Origin of the sequence: Novosphingobium hassiacum (assembly GCF_014196055.1) — a bacterium.
In the GTDB taxonomy this organism is placed as follows: Bacteria; Pseudomonadota; Alphaproteobacteria; order Sphingomonadales; family Sphingomonadaceae; genus Novosphingobium; species Novosphingobium hassiacum.
On the sequence record NZ_JACICY010000009.1, the window covers coordinates 40,744 to 62,249 of the forward strand.

Here is a 21,506-nt window from a genome sequence, read left to right on the forward strand (position 1 = left end):
AATCAATGACCTACTACATAGCCACCAAACTGCTGGCATCGTTTGAGGATACACTCGCGCGCACCGAGGCCGCCCTAAAGACCGAGGGCTTCGGCGTTATCAGCCGGATCGATATCCAGCAGACGCTCAAATCAAAGATCGATGTCGAATTCCGGCCATATACGATACTCGGGGCATGCAATCCGACCCTGGCCCACGAGGCATTGCAGCTGGAAGACAAGGTAGGACTGATGCTGCCATGCAACGTGGTTGTTCAACAGTCGGGCGTTGGCGAATTTGAAGTCGCGGCAATTGACCCTGTTGCCTCGATGCAAGCCATCAACAACCCGGCATTGGTTAAAGCTGCCGGGGTCGTCCGCGAGAAGCTGATGCGCGCTATCGGCTCAAGACGCATCTTCATCACCCGACAACAGTTGACCTGGCGGCAGTTTTTCAGCGATGTCGGATCGGCACATGCAAGCGAAACAGGAATCGAGAATGGCTTCATTGCTATTCCCGGGATTCCGTGGGGCCTCGGGGTTGCCCCTGCGTCTTCTCGCCGGACTGGCCACTGTCGCCGGCCTTTTCTTCCTGTTTCTCAAGATTTGGGCCGAAGTGGCTGAAGGGGATGCACGCGCTGTTGATGCGGCAATTCTTCTATCTTTGCGCGTGGCGGGACATCCGGACGTTCTGATCGGCCCGACTTGGCTCAAACAGAGCACCCTAGTCAGACGTGTGCTTCAGCGTCCCGCAGTCCGGCACCTCAAATCTAGACTGCCGACAATCTTCACGCCGTCGTCGCAAGGTCAATCATTGTCCGCCTGCGAACGCACCTCGACCAAAAGCTGCGAGACTGCTGTAGCGTCATTTACTAAGAGCCTGGCACCAAAGCTTTTGGCCATAAACGGATGACGGACCATCTTTGGCAAATAGGCGTCGGCCTGGGCGAGCACCGTGCCCGATTGACCAAGCGCTTCGATGTGAATGTGGCCCCGGACAAGACTGTAGTTCCTGCGCCGAACCTGTCCCCAAACCTCGATGCCATGCTTTCTCTGGTAGGCGTGAGCCCAGCGGATCGAGACGCGCTCATTCGAATTCTGGGTAATCGGGATCTTGAGCTCAGGCCCCATGGAGCAGCCGCCGACTGCCAAGGCGAGGGTGACGGAGGTCAGGCCCAGCTTCAATCTGGATAGAAACATGTTAGCCCCTTTCATTGGTGTGGACGCATCATCACATCAGTTCCTCGAGCACGAGCAGCCCGAGGAAACCGACGAAGAACATCGAAGAAATAAGCGGCGTGTCCGGCTTCTCATGCGCCTCGACCAGCAGCTCTTCGGTCACGAGGTAGAGGAGGGCCATCAGCCCGAAACTCAGGAAGCCGGTGATGACGACGGGCGGTAGCATCGCAACGGGTGTCGCGGTGAGAGCCCCAAGCGGGAGTAGGAGGCCAAGCCCGATAGCGATGGCCAGAATGCGGCGGGGCCCCGCCTTTTCCTCCTGCAATTCCGAAGTTACGGATAGCCCGAGAAACAGGATCTCGAGCGTCAGGGCTGCGGTCAGCAGGATCCCGGCGCGATCACCGGCAATAAAGGCGAGACCCAGCACGAGGCCGTCGATGAAAATGTCGATGCCGGTTGCGCTCAGCATGGCAAAGGGACCGGAGGAGCGTTCCTCGAACGCCTTGATCGCGAGCATCACGCCAACGCCGATAGCGCCGCCGATCAGCGTCGCCGCAGGTGAGGCCTCGTGCTTGATCTGGGGAAGGATTTCGACCGCAGCTGCCGCGAAAACCACCCCTGCCGCGAGATGCTGGGTCGCGCTAACAAAGGTTGCGCCAGGACGGCGCCAAAGCGCGACGAGTGTTCCGATGATCACGGCGCCTAGGGGGATCAGGGTATAGGGCAGGGCCTGCACCTGTCAGCGCTCCCTTGCGCCGATGTTGCGGAAGGCCAGTAGCCGCAATGCGTTGAAGACCACGAGCAGGGTCGAGCCCTCGTGCATCGCAACCGCAGGACCAATTCCGAGACCGAGGATAGTCGCTGGGACCAGCAGCGCAACCACTCCCAAGCTGACAAAGACGTTCTGGCGGATGATGGCGCGGGTTTGGCGGCTTAATCCAACCGCGAAGGGCAAGTGCGACAGATCGTCAGCCATCAGCGCCACGTCTGCGGTTTCGAGCGCGACGTTGGACCCTGCAGCGCCCATGGCTATGCCAACAGTGGCGCTGGCCATGGCCGGTGCGTCATTGACCCCATCGCCGACCATGGCGACGCGGGTTGATGCCTTGAGCTTCTTGATCGCCGCGACCTTGTCTTCCGGCAGGAGATCGCCCCAGGCCTCATCGATGCCGACCTGTGCCGCGACGGCTTCGGCAACGCGCTGGTGGTCACCTGAGATCATGATGATCCGTTTGATGCCGATGCGGCGCAGTTGGGCGATCGCATCGCGTGCGCTTTCGCGGGGCGTGTCCATCAGTCCGATTGCGCCGAGGTCACGATCCCCCTGGCGCACCACCATGCTCGTCTGTCCGCCTTCACGTAGTCTGGCGATGGCAGCGGTCATATCTTCAGACAGCGGCGCGATGCCGTCTGTGCCGAACATCTCGGCCTTGCCGATGAGGACATCCGTTCCGTCGACCCGCGCGGCGACGCCGCGGCCCGTAAGGCTTGTAACGCTTTCGGCCCGCGGGATGACATGATCGCCGGTGTGTTCGCGTCCGTCCCGGGCGATGGCTTGTGCCAAGGGATGATCGCTGAGGCTTTCAACCGCGACAGCGACAGCCATCAATTCTTCGCGCGACACACCCGGCGCGGTGATGATGTCGCGGATACTCGGCTCGCCGATGGTCAGGGTGCCGGTCTTGTCGAAGGCTATCGCATCCAGCGATCCCAGAAGTTCCAACGGCGCACCGCCTTTGACCAGAACGCCGCCGCGGGCGGCGCGGGCGACGCCGGAAAGGACCGCGCTCGGCGTCGCGATCGCGAGTGCGCAGGGACTGGCCGCAACCAGCACCGCCATTGCGCGGTAGAAGCTGTCGCGGAACGGTTCGTCGATCACGGTCCAGGCGAACAGCAGCAGAGCGCACAGACCCAGAACAGCCGGAACAAAATAGCGCTCGAACCGGTCGGTGAAGCGCTGGGTCGGTGACTTTTGTGTTTCGGCTTCGCTGACCAGCTGCACCACACGCGCCAACGTGCTTTCGCTGGCGAGCCGGGTCACTTCGACCTCAATCAGGCCGCTGCCATTGATCGTGCCGGCAAAGACCCGGCTCGCAGCATCGACCTTATCTGCGTGCGCGCGAGCTGCGGCAGGATCGTCGACCGGCCGCTTGTCGACAGGGATACTTTCGCCCGTGACGGGTGCCTGATCGATCGCCGAATTGCCGCTGAGAACGAACCCGTCAGCGGCAACGCGCTGGTCGGGCTTGATCACGATGATGTCGCCGACGACCAGTTGTTCGACCGGGATCTCTTCGGTTCCGCCATTCTCAAGGCGCAGGAGTGCGGTCTGCGGAGCAAGTTTGGCCAGCGCTTCGATCGCCTTCTTGGCCCGACCCATGGCATAGTGCTCAAGCGTATGGCCGAGACTGAACAGGAAGAGCAGAAGCGCGCCCTCGGCCCAGGCACCCAGGGCCGCCGCACCGGCTGCGGCGACCAGCATCAGCGTATCGATCTCAAAGCGGCGCGCCTTCAGGTTTTCGATGGCTTCGCGCAAGGTGAAGAAACCGCCGGCACCGTAGGCGGCGATGTAGCAGGCAAGAGGCACCCGGGACGGGAGCCCGGATGCGAGTTTTTCCAATCCAAAGCCGATTGCCAGCGAGGTCCCGCAGGCCAGCGCGAACGCAAGCTCGGTCCAGGGGCCAAACAGACCGGCATCGGCGTGGGCATGGTCGCCGGGACCGTGCGCATGTCCCGCATGCTCATCGATGGCTAGATCTTCAAAGTTCATCCCGAGCGTTTTGAGCGCCGCGGACAGCGATTGCCGATCGGTGAGACTGCTGTCGAACTCGACCCGGATCATCCCGGCAGCACTGATCGATGCTTCGATCACGCCCGGCAGCCTTCCTGCCTGTTGCTCGATCCGGCGGGCCTCTCGCGGGTTGATGGTTTGTCCAAGATCCCAGACAACGTGACCGAAGCGCGCGCTGATTTCGGCACCGGCTGCCTCCACCGCCGAGCGAACCTGCGTCAGCGACAAACGCGAAGGATCGTAGTGAACGCACAGGAGTGGAGGCGAACCCGCAGCCTGGGGCGCAACATGCGCTTCCTCCACGCCATCACGTGCGCGCAGCACATCCTGCAGCCTCGTTACGCAGCGATCTGCCTCGTCGCCGACCTCGGGAAGAACCAGCGGAATTTCGATTTTGAGCTTTTCGATCATTTCGGTGCCTCTGCCTGGTGGCTGCAGTTCAACCACAACGCGTGCGCGTCGATCCGCAGCTTGGTTTCGGCGCGTAAGGCAGCAGTTCGTGCCTGGCTTTCAGCCAAGGCCGCTTCCTTGGCCTGTCGCTCAGCGTAAAGCAGGTCGGCTAGGTCGACGTGGCCAAGCCGGTAGCCGGCGCGCAATCGTCCGACTGCCTTTGCGCTGCTGAGCGCTGCTGCCTGACTCGCTTGCCAGGTTTGGGAGCTGCCGAGTGCGGTCGAATAGTCTGTCGTCGCCATCTCCTGAACGTCGAAGCGGGCGCTGGCCGCATCCGCTGCGGCAACTTGAGCTTCGGCTTGGGCCCGTCCGGACAGTGCCGAGCGATAGCGGCCTCCGATCGGGACCGAGAACACGACCCCGGCCCCTTTCTCGATCCCGCCCCGTTCGCTGAACACGCGCGCGCCTATGGTTGGATCGGCCATGCGGTCTCGGCGGCTGCGCTCGGACAAGGCCGCGAGACGATCGGCTTCTGCAATGGCTGCCGGCAACTCGTGGTTGCAGGTGACGACCGCGTCGCGCAGCCGGGCCAGTTCCTCGATGGGGAGGCCCGCTTCCGGCAATAGCGGCGCTTCTGCCGGGAGAGCAATTCCCGGAAATTGGGCCTCAAGCCGGCTGCGCGCGATGCTAGCCCGGCCGCGTGCGGCATCCAGCGCCGACTTGTTGGTTGCCACCTCCGCCATGGCCCGATCGGCATCAACCATGGCTGCGTCCTGCACCCGGACCTGGCTATCGACCCCGCGATAAGCCCGTTCGAGTGTGGCTTGTGTGTCGCTGAGAATGCGTACGTCAGCTTCGGCAGCGAGCCAGTCCCACCACAGTTCGCCCAGTTGCAGTGCGAGCTGATGCCGCACCTCGTCTGCCCGCAGTTCGGCAACCTGGATGCCAAGACTGCCGGCCTTGCGATCGAGCGCTCCCTTGCCCGGCAATCGGATCGGGCGTTCGACGGTTACCGAATATTCGCCGAAATTGCCCTCGCCCTGGACCGAGCGCCGGGCATAATCGCCGGAAACGGTGAACTCATGCGGGCTGGCTCGCAACGCTCCGGCCTCTTGCCGGGCGGCATCGATCTTGGCGTCCGCCGCGCGGGCACGCGGATGGGTTGCAATAGCCTCTTGCACGGCGGCCTCGGGAAGTCCGGGAAGCGACTGGGCAAGGGCCGGGGCGGCGAAAAGGAGCGGCAGAGCCGCAATCAGTCTGAGTTTCATGCCGAAGCGCTTTCCATCCCGTCATCGAGCGCGGCGCGCTCGGCGGGATTCTCGCCGAACCGCTCGTAGAGCATCGGCAGGAGGAACAGGGTGAGCAGCGTCGATGTGATGATACCGCCGATCACGACCACCGCGAGTGGCCGCTGGATCTCGCTGCCAGGGCCGCTGGCGAAGAGCAGCGGCACCAGCCCGAAGGCTGTGATGGATGCGGTCATCAATACGGGCCGCAATCGTCGTTCCGCGCCCCGCCGGACGGCTTCGCCTATGGTTAGGCCCTGCTCACGCAATTGGCGGAAGTAGGTGACCATGACGAGCCCGTTGAGCACAGCAATGCCGAGCAGGGCGATGAAGCCGACCGAAGCGGGAACCGAAAGATATTCGCCCGAGACCGCCAGCGTGATTATTCCGCCAACGACCGCGAAGGGGATCATCGCAATGATGAGCAGTGAGGCCCGCATCGAGCGCAGCGTCCAGAACAGCACGCCGAAGATCAGCAGTAGCGCGACTGGCAGGACCACGCCGAGGCGGGCAGAAGCGCGCTGCTGATTTTCGAACTGACCGCCCCATTCAAACCGGTAGCCCGGCGGAAGCTTCACGTTCCGTGCGATATCGGCCTTGGCGTCATTGACGAAACCAACCAGGTCGCGGCCCGAAACGAAGGCCTGGACCACGGCGAAACGCGAACCGTTCTCGTGATCGAGTTTTACCGGGCCTTCCACTTGGCTGATCCGGGCGACGTCGCCCACTCTCAAGAGGGTGCCGTCCGGACTGCGGATCATCTGGCTGGTGAATGTATCGGGATTGCCGGCATTGGCGGGATCGCCCTTGATGACGATCGGCACCCGCCGATTGCCTTCGGCAACAACACCCGCCCGGCTGCCCTCAAGCTGGGCACGCAGTGCATCCTGCAACTCAGCCACCGGCATGCCGGCGCGCCCGGCCGCGAGCCGATCAATGTCGATCTGAAGGTAGTCCACCTTGTCATCGGCCAGCGTCTTGACCTCGGTTACGCCGCGAATCTTGCGCAACCGGCCTTGCGTCTGGGCTGCGAGCTCGCCCAAGGTCTTGAGGTCAGGCCCGAAAATCTTGAGCGCGAGATCGCCGCGCACGCCCGTCAGCATTTCCGAGACGCGCATTTCGATGGGTTGGGTGAAGGCCGGTTCGACGCCCGGCATGTCTTCCATTGCGAGGCGGATCTGCTCGACCAGCCAGTCCTTGTCCTGGACGCGCCATTCCGAGCGGGGCTTCAGACGCATGAAGCTGTCGGTGTCGTTGAGCGACATTGGATCGAGACCAAGCTCGTCGGAGCCGACCCGGGCGATAATGTCCTGCACTTCGGGCACCTTCGCCATGACGAGGCGCTGCGCCTTGAGGTCGCCGGCAATGCTGTGGTCAAGCCCGATGCTGGGCTGCTTTTCGAGCTGCATCAGCACCGCACCCTCGTCCATCGTGGGCATGAAGGTCTTGCCGATGAAGGTATAAGCCAGCGCTGCGGCGAGCAGAGAGCCGCCCGCGATCGCGAAAACCGTGCGCCGGTTGTCAAAGGCCCAATGCAGGGATTTGCTGTAAAGCGGTGAAAGCTGGCGCATCAGCCACGGCTCATCGTGCCCGGCATCCTGTTTAAGCCCGAAATAGGCCAGCACCGGGATCAAGGTCAGCGAGAGGACCAGCGCGCCTGCCAGCGCGAGCACGATCGTCAGCGCGACCGGTCCGAACAGCTTGCCTTCGAGGCCTTGCAAAGTGAGCAGCGGCAGGAAAACCAGCGCAATGATCACCATGCCCGATGTCACCGGGACCACGACCTCGCTGGTCGCGACCAGGACCTGGTGGATCTTGCTGGTCGACTGATGATGCGGATGAGCAAAGCGGTCGACCACGTTTTCGACCACGACGACCGCCCCATCGACCAGCATGCCGATGGCGATGGCGAGGCCGCCAAGGCTCATCAGGTTGGCGGACATGCCGAACCAGCGCATCAGGATGAAGGTCACGAGCGTCGCCATCGGCAGCGCGGCCGCGACGATCAGAGAGGCGCGAACGTTTCCGAGGAACAGGAACAGCAGAATCACCACCAGGATGCTGGCTTCGAGCAACGCTTCCTCGACCGTGGAGACCGCATGGCCAACCAGTTCCGAACGATCGTAGAAGACATCGACCGTCATGCCCTTGGGCAGACTGCGCTCGATCTCGGCCATGCGCTCCTTGACGCCGCCGACCACTTTGCTGGCATCAGCGCCGCGTAACGCGATCACCAGCCCCTGGACGGTTTCTTCCTTGCCGTTCTTGGTCACGGCGCCGTAGCGGGTGAGGCTTCCCGTGGTGACTGTCGCAACATCGCCAAGCCGCAGAACGCCGCTCGCACCGCTGCGGATGACGATCGCACGCAAATCGTCGGCCGTTTGGATTGCCCCTACCGACCGCACGATAAGCGTGCTCTCGCCATTGGCGAGGCGTCCGGCACCGTCGTTGCGATTGCCACTCTCGACCGCGGTTTGGATGTCGTGATAGGTCAGCCCGGCCGCAGCCATGGCACCGGGATCTGGGCGTACCTCGAAAGTCTCGGCGTGCCCGCCCAGCGAATTGACATCGGCAACGCCCGGAACCGTGCGTAGGGCCGGTCGGATCGTCCAATCAAGCATCCGGCGCTTTTCGGCGAGTGATTGCGGGCCTTCGATCGTGAACATGTAAACGTCGGAAAGCGGCGTCGAGATCGGCGCGAGGCCTCCTTCAACCGAAGCGGGCAGGTCGCCCATGACGTTGTTCAGCCGTTCGGTAACTTGGCTGCGGGCCCAGTAGATGTCGCTGCTGTCGGAAAAATCGATCGTGATGTCGGCGATGCCGTATTTGGCCATCGATCTCAGAATCTGCTGGTTCGGGATTCCCAGCATTTCCATTTCAATAGGTGTAATGACCCGGCTTTCGACCTCCTCGGGGGTCATCCCGGGCGCTTTCAGGATGATCTTGACCTGGGTGGTTGAGATATCCGGGAAGGCGTCGATCGGGAGATTCTTGAACGACCATCCACCGAAGGCGGCAAGCAAGACGGCCAGGCCAAGCACGGCGAACCGTGCGCCCAGCGACCATTCAACAAGGCGTCTCAGCATCACTCGCCCCCGCCGCCAAGCAGCATCTTGAGTTCGGGGATCGAGCTTGCCGCGACGACCTCGCCGGGCTTGAGGCCGGACAGTATGGCGGTTTCGCTTTTGCCGCTGCCGCCAAGCGAAACCTCGCGCAGCGCAAAGCGCTTGCCCGTGCGCACGAAAACCACGTCCTTGTCGTTGACGCGGGCGAGGGCGGACGACGGGATGCTGACCGCTGCATTGCCGTTGCCGCCACCGATGGCGACCATCACCGACTTGCCCGCGATCAGGCCGGGAGCCGCACCGATGCTGGCCTTGGCGACTACGCTGCGGGTGGAGGGATCGATGGTCGAACCGACCGACAGGATTTGGCCGGTCACATTGCCGGGAAGCGTCACGCTCATTCCTGGCCGAACGCTCGCAGCAAGACGCTCGGGCAGTTGCAGGTCTAGTTGATAGGCGTTGGCCGCATCGATCACGAATGGTGCGGTCATGCCATCGACGGGACCGCCGGTCTGGATCGCGACCTTGGAAACCCGCCCGGAGATCGGCGCTCGCAGGGTCACCACACCGTTCGCGCTGGCTCCGGAAGCGGCGAGAATCCGGCCGGCTTCGCCCGCCTCCGATTCAGCCTGAGCGAGTTCTGCTCTTGCTTCCTGAACGCGCGCTCCGGCGATGACACCTTCGCGATAGAGTGCCTCTGCGCGGGAAAGGTTGGCGCGCGCCAGAGTGATCCGAGCCGAGGCGCGTCCGCGCGTGCCCCCGAGTTGCATCGCGTCGCGGCTGACCAGGGTGGCGAGCGGTTGGCCGCGGCGCACTTCCTGCCCTTCGATCACAAAGACCTGCCGCACCGCGCCTGGAAGCGCCGCGGTAACGGCGACCCGGTTTTCCGGGGGCAGCGTCACCATGGCGGGCACGGTGCCCAGAGGCACATCGTTCGTGAGGCGCGCCGCCACGGTCTTGATCCCGAGCCGGGCAAGCTGCGCGTCGGTCAGCTCGGCAGGCTCAGAACCTGCCGGGGCCTGCTGTGCCGCTGGGGTTGGTGCTTCCTTGGTGCCAAACAGGGCATAGCCGCTCGCCGCGGCAAGGACGGCAAGTGCGCCGCCCACAACAATATTCCGGGAATTCATTCCGTTGCCTTTCCTGAACGCATGCTGGGACCGGTTCCCATAGGAACCGGCCTGGTCGCGGCGTCAGGCTAGCGGCGGGTCAATCGGGGGGGCGGTCGCGCGCGATTTCAGCGCACCGAGGGCTGCCGGGAAATGCACTTGCGCCATGGGCGCAAGATCGCTCGAACCAGCAAGGCCATCCAAATCGGCGGCCATGGGGCAGTGGTGGTGATGAAGCCCCTCGCTGCCCTGTTCGCCTGGGATCGATTTATGGTCGACAGACGGCCCATCGTCGTGCTCTGCGCAGTAGGCCGTCACGATACCATCGACCTCGCCCAGATCCGCAGCGACCGCAGGCATGTGCAATCCGGCCAGAATGACCGAAAAGAGAATTGCAAGACGGATCAGGATGCCACGCACGGTTTGGCGTCTAACAGCCAAGAGGCGAGGTGGCAAATTACGCTGTTTCATGCCGCTGAGACCGATTTGTTCAGGCCGACTTGAGCAACTCGCATGGCATAGGCTCGCATAGCCGAACATCTTCCACGCCGATTGGCAGTCATGACACCGTGCTTGGCGCGGATCGCCGTTCAAGTCTGGAAATCCTTGAACCATGTTTCAATCCAGCTTCACCGCGCCCGGATGGCCGCGAAAGACGGGCCATGCGCTGGCAAGTACCGAGAGAGCAGAACGCAGGAAGATCGCGGCGATGATCGCGGCGATGGCAATGTCGGGCCAGAACGAACCCGACCAGGCAACCACCGCGCCTGCCACGAGCACGCCGATGTTCGATGCGACGTCGTTGCGCGAGCACTCGAAGGTCGAGCTCATGTTCACGTTCAGCTTGCGGAAGCGCCAGAGCAGCGCAAGGCAGGCGCCATTCGCCAGCAGTGCGATTGCGCTGAAGGTCATCATGATCTGGCTCGATGGCGTGATGCCATTTCCAATCTTGAACGCGATCTCGACGATGATGCCGAGCCCGAAGGCAAGAATGATGGCACCCTTGGTCAGCGCAGCCCCTGCTTCCCAGCGTGGACCGCGGGAAAGCGCATAAAGGCTGAGCGCATAGACGAACGCATCGCCCAGCATATCGACCGAGTCTGCCATCAATGCGCTCGACTGGCCAATGACGCCCGCCGTGAATTCGGCCACGAACATCGCGATGTTGATCACCATGACAATGACCAGCACGCGGCGCTGGTCGCCCTGCGCCAGCAGGTTCAAGGTCTCGCTCTTCTTAGCGCAGCAGTCGTCCACGGGCTTCCCTCGAATCCTCGACTCGGTGTGTGGACTGCCTTATGCACCCTGTAGCAACTACAGGGTCAAGCGATGAAAATCGGGGAAATGGCGTCGGCGACCGCGACCAATATCGAGACGGTTCGCTACTATGAAAAGATCGGACTGTTGCCGCCGCCGGCGCGCGACGCCGCCAACTATCGCAGCTTCGGCAACGACCATCTGGCGCGGTTATCGTTCATCCGGCGCGCGCGGGACCTTGGCTTCACGCTCGATCAGGTTCGCGAATTGCTCGACCTCGCCGACGACCGGGCGCGGTCCTGTGCAGCTGTCGACGCAATCGCGAGCGCGCATCTGGCGGAGATCGATCGCAAACTTGCCGATCTGCAGGCATTGCGCGGTGAACTCAGCCGCCTGATCGGCGACTGCCGCCAGGGAACGGTGGCTGATTGCCTGATCATCGAGACGCTGGCGCCGGCAGGCATGGGGCAATGAAGACAGCCATTGTCTACGTCCTGGCCGCCCTTGCCGAAATCGCCGGGTGCTTCAGCTTCTGGGCATGGCTGCGGTTAGGCAGGTCGCCGTACTGGGTTGTGCCCGGAATGGTTTCGCTGGCTGTCTTTGCCTGGTTGCTCACCCGAGTCGACAGCGACGCCGCGGGCCGTGCCTATGCCGCTTATGGCGCCGTCTACATCTGCGCGTCGCTTGGCTGGCTGTGGGCGGTCGAAAGCACACGGCCCGACCGTTGGGATCTCGGCGGGGCGGCGGTCTGTCTTGTGGGCGCCGGCATCATCTTGCTGGGACCGCGCAGCCTCGCCGCTTGATGCAGTTACTCAATCCGGATGGCCGTGCCGGTGATGCAGGTCGGGAAAATGGGCATGACGGTGGACCATTGGTGTGAGCCGGTGCCAATGGCTGTGCGGTTCACTTGGCGAGATGCCGGGCGGATGTTCATGCTGATGATGGCTGTCATGGACATGGCGGTGTTCGTGCTCGAGTGCTTCGTGCTCGTGGTCATGGCTGTGAGATTCAGTCAGATGCAGCCACAGCCCAATTGCCATCAGAATGCCGGCGATGATGAGAGGCGTGGTGACGGGCTCCCCGAACATCACCACCGCCAGCACAGCGCCAATGAACGGAGCGGTCGAGAAATAGGCACCTGACCGGGCCGTGCCGAGATGCCGCAAGGCGAGCACGAACATCACGAGGCTGACGCCGTAGCCCAAGAAGCCGATCAGCGCTGCGCCCGCAACGACTGGTAGCGCCGGAAGCGATGCGCCAAGCGCTAATGCCAGCACAAGATTGACGGTTCCTGCGGCGAGCCCCTTTAGCATCGCTATCTGTACGGGATCGGCACTGCTGAGTTTTCGGGTGAGATTGTTGTCGATGCCCCAGGCCAGGCAGGCCCCGGCAATCGCCAGCATGCCCAGGCCGCCGCCCTCGGGGCCGCCCCGCCAGGACAGCAACACAGCGCCGCACAGTATGGTCGCCGCCCCAATCAAAAGGCGGCGATCGACGTTCTCTCGAAACACCAACCAGGCGATCGCAAGTGTCGCAAGACCTTCCAGGTTAAGCAAGAGCGACGCCGTGGACGCGGGCGTGGTTGCCAGTCCCGCCATGAACAGGACCGGTGCAATGGCACCCCCGCACAGGATGACGAGTGCCACCCAAGGCAAGTCGGCGCGGACAAGCGGGGCCTCGGCCTCGGCGTGCCCGGCCAGTCGGCGAACGCCATGGACAAGTGCCAAGCCAAAGCCGGAACCGAGATAAAGCAGACCCGCAAGCAGCCATGGATTTACCCCATTGCCCAGCACCAGCTTGGCCAGAGGTGTGCTGGCGCCAAACAGGATGGCTGACAGGAGCGCCAGCAACACGCCCGGCGCGGGCAATTTCAGCGATCGACCTTCAAGTTGTTCAGGCATAGCCCAGTCGACCTCCAAAAGCCGTATTGCGCTGCGCGTCCGAGCGCGTTGATCAGATCTGTAACACCGTTCTCACCGGCGATGCTTCATCACAATTGCGTAGGGCGGTGTGACAACTGCTTGGGGTTACCTCGGGATGGTGAACCCAATGCGGCGATTCACTAAATCAAAGGTATTTCGCCAAATCAGTCAGTCGGGATAATTGCTGGCGCGCTTCAACGGACAATGGGCCGACCACCTCCTCGAGATGATGCTCAATATGATCGGCTACCAGCAGGGATTTGGCCTTGTCGAGCGCATTTACAACCGCCTGTAGTTGTTGGGCGGTCTCCAGTCCGTCACGGCCTTCCCCGATCATCGTAAGGATCTTCGCCAAATGACCTTGTGCCCGTTTGAGGCGGTTCAGCAGTTCCCGGTTGCAGGCGTGGCTCATGGTTCGACTCCTATCACTTTATAGGCAAATGAAGCCATCCATTGATGCCAAGATAGAGCCCGATGACGAGGATCACAGCGCCTGAAACATAGGGCGCTTTGCGGACAATTTCGCCAAACCCGCTGAACCGCTTTGAGACATGCTTCACGCTGAGCGCAGCGATTACCCCTGAGGTGACCATCGTTAGCGCGAGCCCGATACTGAAGCACAGGACCAGAGCAGCCCCGAGGACAAATGCCTTTAGTTGCAGGCATAAAAGCAGGACCGTTATCGCGCCGGGGCAGGGAATGAGGCCTCCGGTAAGTCCGAAGATCACGATCTGTGATGTCGTGACGGACTTGTCCGCAAAACGCCGTCTAATGTCGTTGGCGTGGGCCAGTTCATGCGCATCCTGATAACCGCCCGCAGCCAGGTCGAGCCCGCGCAACTCCTCGTGGATATGATCATGCCCCTGCTCGTGTTCGACGAATGCTACGTCGTAGCTGTGGGCGTGGCCGTCATGCGATAGGCCAAGACGCGCAATGAATTCATGCGGTTCTGGAATTTCCTCGGCGGATTCCAGGAAGCCATCGCGCTGCGCAAAACTAAAGACCTGCCGCGAACCGTCTGTCCGCTCGGTTTCGAGTGAGAGATCGGCAGCGAGCCAAGCATGACCCCTTTGGGCCGTGATACGAAAACGTGGAGGGACGTCTTCTTTAGAGACCTGAAGTTCAAGGACTCCGTGACCGGTTTGTATCAGCGAGGGTCTGCCATGATTGCTAGCATCATGAGAGTGATCATGGGTTGCCGCAAGGCCCTGTTCCCGCCTGGTCCGCCAAAGCATCCATGCGCCCATGCCGATAATAATGACCGCCGAGGCGACCTGGAGGTATGGTTCAATCGTCTCCGGCGCGAGGCCTCGCCACAGATAGAGTCCGCCAAGAGCAATCACCCAGACGATCGCGGTGTGTGAGAGCGTCGCGCAGAGGCCGAGCAGTACAGCCTGTTTGACCGTTCCTCGCACCGCGATGATGAAAGCGGCCATCATGGTTTTCGAGTGGCCGGGTTCCAGCCCATGCAGGGCGCCAAGCAGGATCGCGGTCGGAACGAATAACCAGGCGTGTGTCGCTCCTTGCTGGAGCAGCTCTGTGAAAGATGTCATCAGGGTAACCTATCCCCCTGGTGGGGATATTTCCACCTCTAACTGAGGGTCAAGCTGGGTAGAGCGGTTTGTTCACTTGCCATGAGTTCGTGCAGGCGCATCGAGGTTCGGCTGTGCCGCGGTCTCGCCTGCGCTATGCTCGTAGCGCGCGATTCGCATTAGCCAGCCCCAGCATCACTATGGTCGCCCCTGCAAACGCGGCACTAGTGATGAAGGTGATACTCGGACCGAAGGAGGTCCACAATGTTCCGGCGACCACGTTGGCCAGCAACATGGCGATCCCCGACACAAGATTGAATATTCCGAAGGCGGATCCACGCAAGTGCGGAGGCGACTTGTCGGTAACCAGCTTGGCCATCAGGCCCTGGGTCATAGCCATGTGAGCACCCCACAGAGCGATCCCTGCAAATGCAATGGCTAAATCCGACGTCATCGCAAGCAGGAGATCGGCAGCCATGAGCGGCAAGAGTCCAATGATCAGGAGATGGCGAGACGAAAATCGGTCCGAAAGGACGCCGGCAGGATAGGCACCCAGCGAATAGACGAGGTTCATAACCACTAGCACCATCGGCGCCAGCATGATCGGAAGGCCTTCCGAATTGGTTTTTAATATAAGAAAGGCTTCGCTGAAGCGCGCCATCGTGAACAGCGCGCCCATCGCCACGACGCCCCAGAATCGAGACGAAAACTGCGCCAGATCGCCGAATCGAACCGGCGGGGGTGCCTCCACCGCGCCTTCGGGTAGCCTGCGGTCCTCGATGCCGCCTAGGACCAGCAGCACGGCAACGATACCAGGGATTATCGCGAACCAAAACACCTTGCGGATGTCATCCAGGAAGAGTGCCATAAGGCCGATCGCAACCAAAGGTCCGACAAAGGCACCGATCGTGTCAAGCGACTGTCGCAGGCCAAAAGCGCGTCCGCGGATGGCAGTCGGCGTCACATCGGCGACCAGCGCGTCTCGCGGCGCGCCGCGCAGTCCCTTGCCGATGCGGTCGGCAAACCGAGCTGCCAGGACGAGCCCACTGCTCCCCGCCACGGCGAAGAGCGGCTTCGACAAGGCACCAAGGCCATACCCCAAGAGAATGAGTGGTTTCCGCTTGCCAATTCGGTCCGAGATGTACCCCGAAAAAACCTTCGTTATGGACGCGGCTGCCTCGGCAACGCCGTCGATCAGCCCGACCATTGCAACCGATGCGCCGAGGGTGCCGGTGAGAAACAATGGCAGCAATGCGTGAACAATCTCAGACGAGATGTCCATGAACATGCTGACAAAGCCGAGCATCCAAACCGTTCTGGGAATCCGAACGGCGTCATTTGTGGATGTTCGCTCTATCTCAAACATTGCGCATTCGCCGATGAATGGCAGCCGGACCACAGTATAGTCGAAGCTAAATTTTTCATGGGCACTTCATTGCGATGGCTTTCGCGCTTGGATAATGGGCCTTTGAAAATAGCCTATGGCGAGCCAGTTACACTGGTCACTCTTATTGACGTAATGGAGGACACACTTGGAGTCTCAAGAAATGCCTTGAAATAGGCAAGCCTAAACCGGCGGGACATGAACTCACCCCAAGGCGCGTCGGCTTTCACTAAAACTTCGCCTTGAGCGCCCAAGCCTTCGATATGGAGGTGACCAGCGACTGAACCGGCATACCCGTTGGTCCTTCTGATATCTCCACTAACGAGGATGCCGTTCTGTTTGAACTTTGCCGTCGCTCGTACAATCATAATCTGTTGATCGGACGCAAGCGCGATAGGTCCGCGAAATGCCATTTTCGAAGCACAACCCGCGAGGAACAAGGCTGCGCAGCCAATCAGGACTATTCGCCGGTTCTGCATACTCTGAGATCCTCATCGGCTAATGGTACACCCATCTCACAGACTTTCCGATTCAGCGCGGGCCCGTTAGTGGTCGGCAATATGATCGCCGCTTCGCAAGTGTGCAATGTCGGAGCTGGCTGCCGTCGACTGCATAAACATCAGCGGTCCACCTTGTTCTGCCACTTCGTTCGAGCGTCATGTACCCGAACACGTCAGTGATCGCATCAAACCGCCGGATCGGTGCGCTGGGTGCCGGACTAACCTTGGCGGGAAGCGCCTTCGGAATTGGCACGATATCCTCTTGTGTTCCGGAGAATCCAGCCACGAATTGACTGGGCTGCCAGCCACCAAAGTCGACCTGCTCCCACAGGTGAATATGCCCAGCCAGCAGAGCATCGACTCCTCGCGGCAAAATCGCCGGGTCCATATCGGCGAAAACCGTTTGCAAGGCTGGATTGCCTGCGTCGAATCCCGTGGCGCTAGCGCCTTCCTTCGCCGCAACACCAAATACGGGATAATGATCTAACGCGAACGTAAATTTGGCGCGCCTGGCGAACCCGGCAAGCGCACGCCATGTACTGTGATATTCTTTGATCCGGGGATCGCCAGGCGCGATGATGCTCGTGCCAGCGTGTGAGAGATCCATCACCACGACTTGCGCCGCGCGCCCTAGTGGAATGGCATAGGCCGGGCTGAAGTCGCCCCGCACGTCGTTGGCCGCATCGTTGCAATCGCGACCGTGCTGAAGCGGGCGCGGATCGAGCAGTCGCCACCAGCCTTGACCAGCACGAACGCAATTCTCGTGGTTGCCGCGCGCCACAATCAAGGGCGCAGCTGCGAGGAGACTTCTGCCTGGCGCGAAGAAGTCCGCATTCCATGCGTCCCAGCCATATCCCCACGGCGAGCCGGAGCAGCCCGTGCGGCCTTCGGGACACGGGTTCTCCCGATAGAGATAGTCGCCTACATGGATTACGACATCAGGTTTCCAGGTCGCCGCCCGCGCGGCGATGCGGGCGAAGGGATAGGCGACAGGATCATTGCAGGCCTGCCAGGCATTATCCTTTGCCTTGAGCCGGCAACCGGTGTCGCCAATCACCACGATCCGCCGGATTTCGCGGCGCGGCAGCGGCAGCGCCCGGCCACCGATGGTCGCGTGCCGCGTGCCGCGTGGAATGGCCAGTTCGCAGACACGGACCGGGAAGTCCGATGGCTTCGACAGGTCGGGAGCGGAGGCGGTCGCTCGCAACGGCAAGAGCGCCGGCCTTGCCCGCAGCCGCATGGCCAGGACCGAAGCATCCGCTATCAGTTGCGGGCATTCTCGGGCACTTGTGATCGTGCGCGCGATCGGGGCCCCCCCCTCGCCGAGCACGACAAAAGTCGCATCGGGACCGGGGGCATCCGCCGGTAGTGGAGCAGCCTTCGCCATGGGAGCGAAGAGCAAAGTTGCAGTTGCGGCCCAGAGTATCAGGCCGAATCTGGGACTCCCGGGATTTGCTCCGCTAGTCTTCCGGTCGATCATCGTTCTTCAATTCGATCGCGGCGAAAGCACCACAAGGTGAAATGACCCCGCGATCATCTCGGGGCGTTTGCCGCTCTGAGCCGGCTGAAACCGCGCAGCCGGCAGGTACAAGCGTCCGCTGGCCGGATCGAAAGCCGCTGTCCGCGCACTCGCTTGCGTCTGCACGGTGCTGACCACACTTGCGCCGCGATGGCCAAGCGTGATCACCGCGAGGGAGCCGCTCTTGCCGCAGGGCACCAGGAACCGGCGCCTTGCGTCATCCCAGATGGCCGTATCCGGACCGAGCCCGATGGGCAGCAACCGCACTACCTTGCGGCTGCGCAGATCGACCAGCGCAGCCTTGCCATTGCCGCAGGCACTGAGGGCCAGACCAAACTGGGGAGCGTAGGCCAGTCCGGTCGGCTCCTTGCAGCCCGGCATTGCAATCGTGCCGGTCATCTTGCCGGCTGAAAGATCGACGATTTCGATCTCGCCCAGACCTTCGTCGTTGACCGCGAGCATGTTATTGCCAAACAGCACCGGCACTTCGAGCCCCGGCTTTGCTGCGATACGTGCCGTTTCCGTCAGCCGGTCGAGATCGACGACGGAAATCGCGCCGCTATCTGCGCCCATCACGTAAGCGGTATGGCCATCGGGGCTGAGCACCGTCGCATCGGGGTCGCCTGCGACCGGAATGCTCGCGATCTGGGTTCCCGAAACGCTATCAATGAGCCGTACGGTGTTGTCATGGCCGCTGCTGACCAGCACACGGTCACCGCCGGGGATCGCGAGCGCAGCATGCGCGCCTTCAATCTCGCCGATCGAACGAACATTGTGAGAGACGGGATCGACGAGAAGCACGTCCTTGCCATGGGCAACGAGGACCCGGTCATGCGCCGCGTCCCAGCTGGCAAAATCCCATCGTCCGTCAGGACCTGGAATGTCCGGCAAGCGCGACAAGAGCGGGGCAGAAGGATTGGCTGCGAAGGACGCACTCGAGAATAAGGCGGCGGCACACAAGGCCAAAAGCGAACGACGCATGTTCATGGTAACCTTTTCTCAGAAGCTCAATTTGACCCCGCCTTCCAGCGTAAGATCGTAGAACTCCCGCTGGATCGGCCGGTTTGGCGCCCCTTCATATACGCGCAGCGGAGCATTGGTCAGGTTTTTCGCGTTGACGTAGAACTCGACATTGCCGCTCAGCTTGTAGCTGCCGTTGAAATCCACTGTGAAACGGCTGTCTTGGAAAATGTCATTTGCGCGGCTACGGCCTACGCCAAAGAGGACCGAACTCTCAAATTGAGACGCTACCCGCAGCTGCACCGGGCCGCGCTCGTAGAACAGCGATGCATTCCAGGTCCAGGGGATAGTACCCGGCATGCTCACGCTGCCTTCACCATCGCGCACCACAACCGCAGAGGCGACGTAAGTCAGGTTGGCATCTACCCCGAACCCGTTCAGCAAGCCCGGCAGCCCCCGGAATTTATCGACAAAGTTGGCCTCGATGCCCCGGGCATGGGCGCCTGAAACATTGTCATAGGTCTGGATCAAGGCGGTGCCGGTGATTCCGGGATAGGCGCCGCGCACGGTTCGGGTGACGATATAGTTGCGCACTTCCTTGTCGAAGGCACCCAACGAAATCACGCCGCTGCCCGGCAGGTAGTATTCCAGGCTGAGGTCGAAATTGTTGCCATACATCGGCTTGAGGTTGGGGTTACCGGTCGAGACTACACCGCCACCCACGTCGATGCTGGTTGCCTGCAGAGTCTGATAGAAGCCGGGTCTGGCAATCCCTGTCGAGTATGTTGCCCGGGCGACGAGATTCGGGGCTGCCTGGTAGCGCAGTTGCAGGGTCGGAAACACATTGTCGTAGCTGTGCGGGGTCGAAAGCGGCCCGTTAACCACTGCGCCGCCGATGATCGAATCGCCTATGCCCCGATAGATCGCTTTGGTGTGTTCGTAACGCACGCCAGCAAGCACGCCGAGCTGGCCGAAGGTTGCCTGATACTGAAGGTAAGCTGCAGCGATGTTTTCGGTATCATCGAAATAGCTGCCGGTATTGAGGGCAATTGCGGTTCCGCTCGCACCGAAAAGCTTGCTCATCTGTGCGGGGTCGATATTGGGTCCAATGGACGTGCCGGTGTTGTAGTAGTTGGTCACCGGGCTACCCGATGTTGCGTAACTCCACAAAATTGGTGCTCCAGACGGACTGAATTTGCCAGCGCCGTAGGGCATCGACACCTTTTCGCGATAGCGCAGCTTACCGCCAACCTTCAGCTCATCGTTGGCTGCAAGGTGCAAGGGCATGGCCGCACTCAGCGAATACGACCATTCGTGATCATGGGACTTTTCGGTTGAATTCTTGATGCTGTCGAGAGCGTAGTTGGCCGGGTCGGTGATGCTGGCTCCGCTCAAGACCTTGAATGTCGGATAGTTCGGGTTGGTCGTATTGTCATAGCCAACGCTCAGATTGGATGGACCAGCGAAGGTGGCATTGTAATCATTGTATTTCGTGTAGGTCGCGCGCGAATAGGCGCCGAACCATTCGACGTGCACATCGCCGAAATGGTGGTCGCCGCCGAGTTGAAAGACTGCATTCTGCTCCTTGACGTCGCTGTCACGCAAGGTCTTCTCGGTCGAAGCCCCTGTGGCGATGAATCCGTTGGGTTTGGCCGGATCGACCGTAACCGAATCGCCCAATCCATTGATATTGAGCCGGTTGCGCAGCACGCGCTCGTTATACCCGGTGACATTGCCGCGCAGATAGATGCGGGTGTTGGTGTCGGGCGTAAAGTCAAACTCGCCTGAAAAGCCATAGCGTTTGCGGTTGTAGGCGTAGTGCCGCAATTCGAGCGCATCGAAGGCCTTATCCGGCGTTGCGGGCTGGTTGTCCTTGTAGGCGACCTCGGTATCGTCGAAACTCCGCTTGTCGTTGTAGAGGAACTGGCTGAGCACGAAGGAAAAAGGCGCTTCGCCGTTGGCGTTGGTTCCGCCGAGCGGCCCGCCAATGACCACTTCATCACGATAAAGGCCGGTGTTGCGGTCGGTTTCGAGCCCGCCGCCGAGAGTGACATGGGCGAACAGCCGCTTGGCACCGATCGCCGTGCGAGGGCTGAGTTCGATCGAGCCTCCGATCCCTTCGGCCTCGCGATCGGGCAGACCGGTCTTGGTCACGGTCATCCGGTCGACTGCGCCGATCGGCACCGTATCGAATTCCACCGCACGCCCTGCGGCGTTGAAATAGGTATAGCTGGGCGACGTGTTGAGGAGCACGACGCCGCCGAAGGTCGCGCCATTGAAGTTGCCGTCGAGACCGCGGATATTGACATAACGCCCTTCGGACGTGTCGATCGACAACGACACCCCTGGCATGCGGCTCAGGGCCTCGGCGGAATTCACGTCGGGATATTTGGCGATAGTTTCCGCCGATTGAACGTTGACCACATTGGGCGCGGCCGCTTGCTCGTCCCGCGCTGTCTTGGCGAGCCGAGCTGTGACAATGATCTCGCTGGGCGCCGCTTCGGTATCGGCGAACGCAGTCGTAGGCAGCAATGCTATGGCCAAGGCAGCCAACGAAACAGTCCGCAACATTTAAATGTTCCCCACAAGTCTGAATTCTGATCAGGCGTGGAATTCGGCCTGCAATGTTGCATTCGG

The 21,506-nt window shown here is 61.5% G+C and carries 18 protein-coding genes; 3 read left to right on the plus strand and 15 right to left on the minus strand.

Translation table 11 applies throughout. The features are described from left to right. The first annotated feature begins 5 nt into the window (after positions 1-5). The gene (locus GGQ88_RS21365; protein ID WP_246386149.1) at positions 6-602 is read left to right on the plus strand and encodes a DUF302 domain-containing protein; all 597 of its coding nucleotides are present in this window, start codon (positions 6-8) and stop codon (positions 600-602) included. A 183-nt stretch (positions 603-785) separates the two neighbouring features. Here GGQ88_RS21365 and GGQ88_RS16415 read toward each other — a convergent pair whose 3' ends face one another. The 8 genes from GGQ88_RS16415 to GGQ88_RS16450 all read right to left on the minus strand — a co-directional run bounded on the left by GGQ88_RS16415 (position 786) and on the right by GGQ88_RS16450 (position 11,052). After that, complete coding sequence (locus GGQ88_RS16415; protein WP_183614532.1) at positions 786-1,178, minus strand: hypothetical protein; 393 nt, start codon at positions 1,176-1,178, stop codon at positions 786-788. A gap of 31 nt (positions 1,179-1,209) precedes the next feature. Then, positions 1,210-1,893, minus strand: coding sequence for a ZIP family metal transporter (locus GGQ88_RS16420; RefSeq protein ID WP_183614533.1), 684 nt, complete (start codon positions 1,891-1,893; stop codon positions 1,210-1,212). A gap of 3 nt (positions 1,894-1,896) precedes the next feature. Continuing rightward, complete coding sequence (locus tag GGQ88_RS16425; RefSeq protein WP_183614534.1) at positions 1,897-4,359, minus strand: heavy metal translocating P-type ATPase; 2,463 nt, start codon at positions 4,357-4,359, stop codon at positions 1,897-1,899. Further along, positions 4,356-5,606 (minus strand): TolC family protein, encoded by a 1,251-nt coding sequence (locus GGQ88_RS16430; protein WP_183614535.1) that lies wholly within the window; start codon positions 5,604-5,606, stop codon positions 4,356-4,358. Before GGQ88_RS16430 ends, GGQ88_RS16425 begins: the two co-directional genes overlap by 4 nt. Further along, positions 5,603-8,710 (minus strand): efflux RND transporter permease subunit, encoded by a 3,108-nt coding sequence (locus GGQ88_RS16435; protein ID WP_183614536.1) that lies wholly within the window; start codon positions 8,708-8,710, stop codon positions 5,603-5,605. Before GGQ88_RS16435 ends, GGQ88_RS16430 begins: the two co-directional genes overlap by 4 nt. Continuing rightward, positions 8,710-9,816 carry an efflux RND transporter periplasmic adaptor subunit gene (locus tag GGQ88_RS16440; protein ID WP_183614537.1) on the minus strand — a complete coding sequence of 369 codons (1,107 nt, stop codon included), beginning with the start codon at positions 9,814-9,816 and terminating at the stop codon, positions 8,710-8,712. The genes GGQ88_RS16435 and GGQ88_RS16440 overlap by 1 nt, the downstream gene beginning before the upstream one ends. Before the next feature lie 63 nt (positions 9,817-9,879). Further along, positions 9,880-10,215, minus strand: a complete 336-nt coding sequence (locus GGQ88_RS16445) for a hypothetical protein (protein WP_183614538.1) — start codon at positions 10,213-10,215, stop codon at positions 9,880-9,882. A 198-nt stretch (positions 10,216-10,413) separates the two neighbouring features. After that, on the minus strand, positions 10,414-11,052 hold the full coding sequence (locus tag GGQ88_RS16450) for a cation efflux transmembrane domain-containing protein (RefSeq protein WP_343057248.1): 639 nt from the start codon (positions 11,050-11,052) through the stop codon (positions 10,414-10,416). 72 nt (positions 11,053-11,124) lie between these two features. Here GGQ88_RS16450 and GGQ88_RS16455 point away from each other — a divergent pair, with 72 nt between their 5' ends. Beyond that, positions 11,125-11,526, plus strand: coding sequence for a MerR family transcriptional regulator (locus GGQ88_RS16455; protein WP_183614539.1), 402 nt, complete (start codon positions 11,125-11,127; stop codon positions 11,524-11,526). Next, a complete protein-coding gene (locus GGQ88_RS16460; RefSeq protein WP_183614540.1) occupies positions 11,523-11,855 on the plus strand; it encodes a YnfA family protein in 333 nt (110 codons plus the stop codon). The genes GGQ88_RS16455 and GGQ88_RS16460 overlap by 4 nt, the downstream gene beginning before the upstream one ends. A 9-nt stretch (positions 11,856-11,864) precedes the next feature. Here GGQ88_RS16460 and GGQ88_RS16465 read toward each other — a convergent pair whose 3' ends face one another. The 7 genes from GGQ88_RS16465 to GGQ88_RS16495 all read right to left on the minus strand — a co-directional run bounded on the left by GGQ88_RS16465 (position 11,865) and on the right by GGQ88_RS16495 (position 21,440). Further along, positions 11,865-12,971 (minus strand): DMT family transporter, encoded by a 1,107-nt coding sequence (locus GGQ88_RS16465; RefSeq protein WP_246386151.1) that lies wholly within the window; start codon positions 12,969-12,971, stop codon positions 11,865-11,867. Between the two features lie 148 nt (positions 12,972-13,119). Then, positions 13,120-13,386 (minus strand): metal-sensing transcriptional repressor, encoded by a 267-nt coding sequence (locus GGQ88_RS16470; RefSeq protein ID WP_183614541.1) that lies wholly within the window; start codon positions 13,384-13,386, stop codon positions 13,120-13,122. A 13-nt stretch (positions 13,387-13,399) separates the two neighbouring features. Then, positions 13,400-14,527: a nickel/cobalt efflux transporter gene (locus GGQ88_RS16475; protein ID WP_183614542.1), complete on the minus strand. Its 1,128-nt coding sequence runs from the start codon at positions 14,525-14,527 to the stop codon at positions 13,400-13,402. A 133-nt stretch (positions 14,528-14,660) separates the two neighbouring features. Beyond that, positions 14,661-15,905: an MFS transporter gene (locus GGQ88_RS16480; protein ID WP_221214726.1), complete on the minus strand. Its 1,245-nt coding sequence runs from the start codon at positions 15,903-15,905 to the stop codon at positions 14,661-14,663. Between the two features lie 516 nt (positions 15,906-16,421). Beyond that, positions 16,422-17,447: a metallophosphoesterase family protein gene (locus GGQ88_RS16485; protein ID WP_343057249.1), complete on the minus strand. Its 1,026-nt coding sequence runs from the start codon at positions 17,445-17,447 to the stop codon at positions 16,422-16,424. 429 nt (positions 17,448-17,876) lie between these two features. Next, complete coding sequence (locus GGQ88_RS16490) at positions 17,877-18,800, minus strand: YncE family protein (protein ID WP_183614544.1); 924 nt, start codon at positions 18,798-18,800, stop codon at positions 17,877-17,879. 108 nt (positions 18,801-18,908) lie between these two features. After that, entirely contained in the window at positions 18,909-21,440 is a 2,532-nt protein-coding gene (locus tag GGQ88_RS16495) for a TonB-dependent receptor (protein WP_183614545.1), read from the minus strand. Between the last annotated feature and the right edge of the window lie 66 nt (positions 21,441-21,506).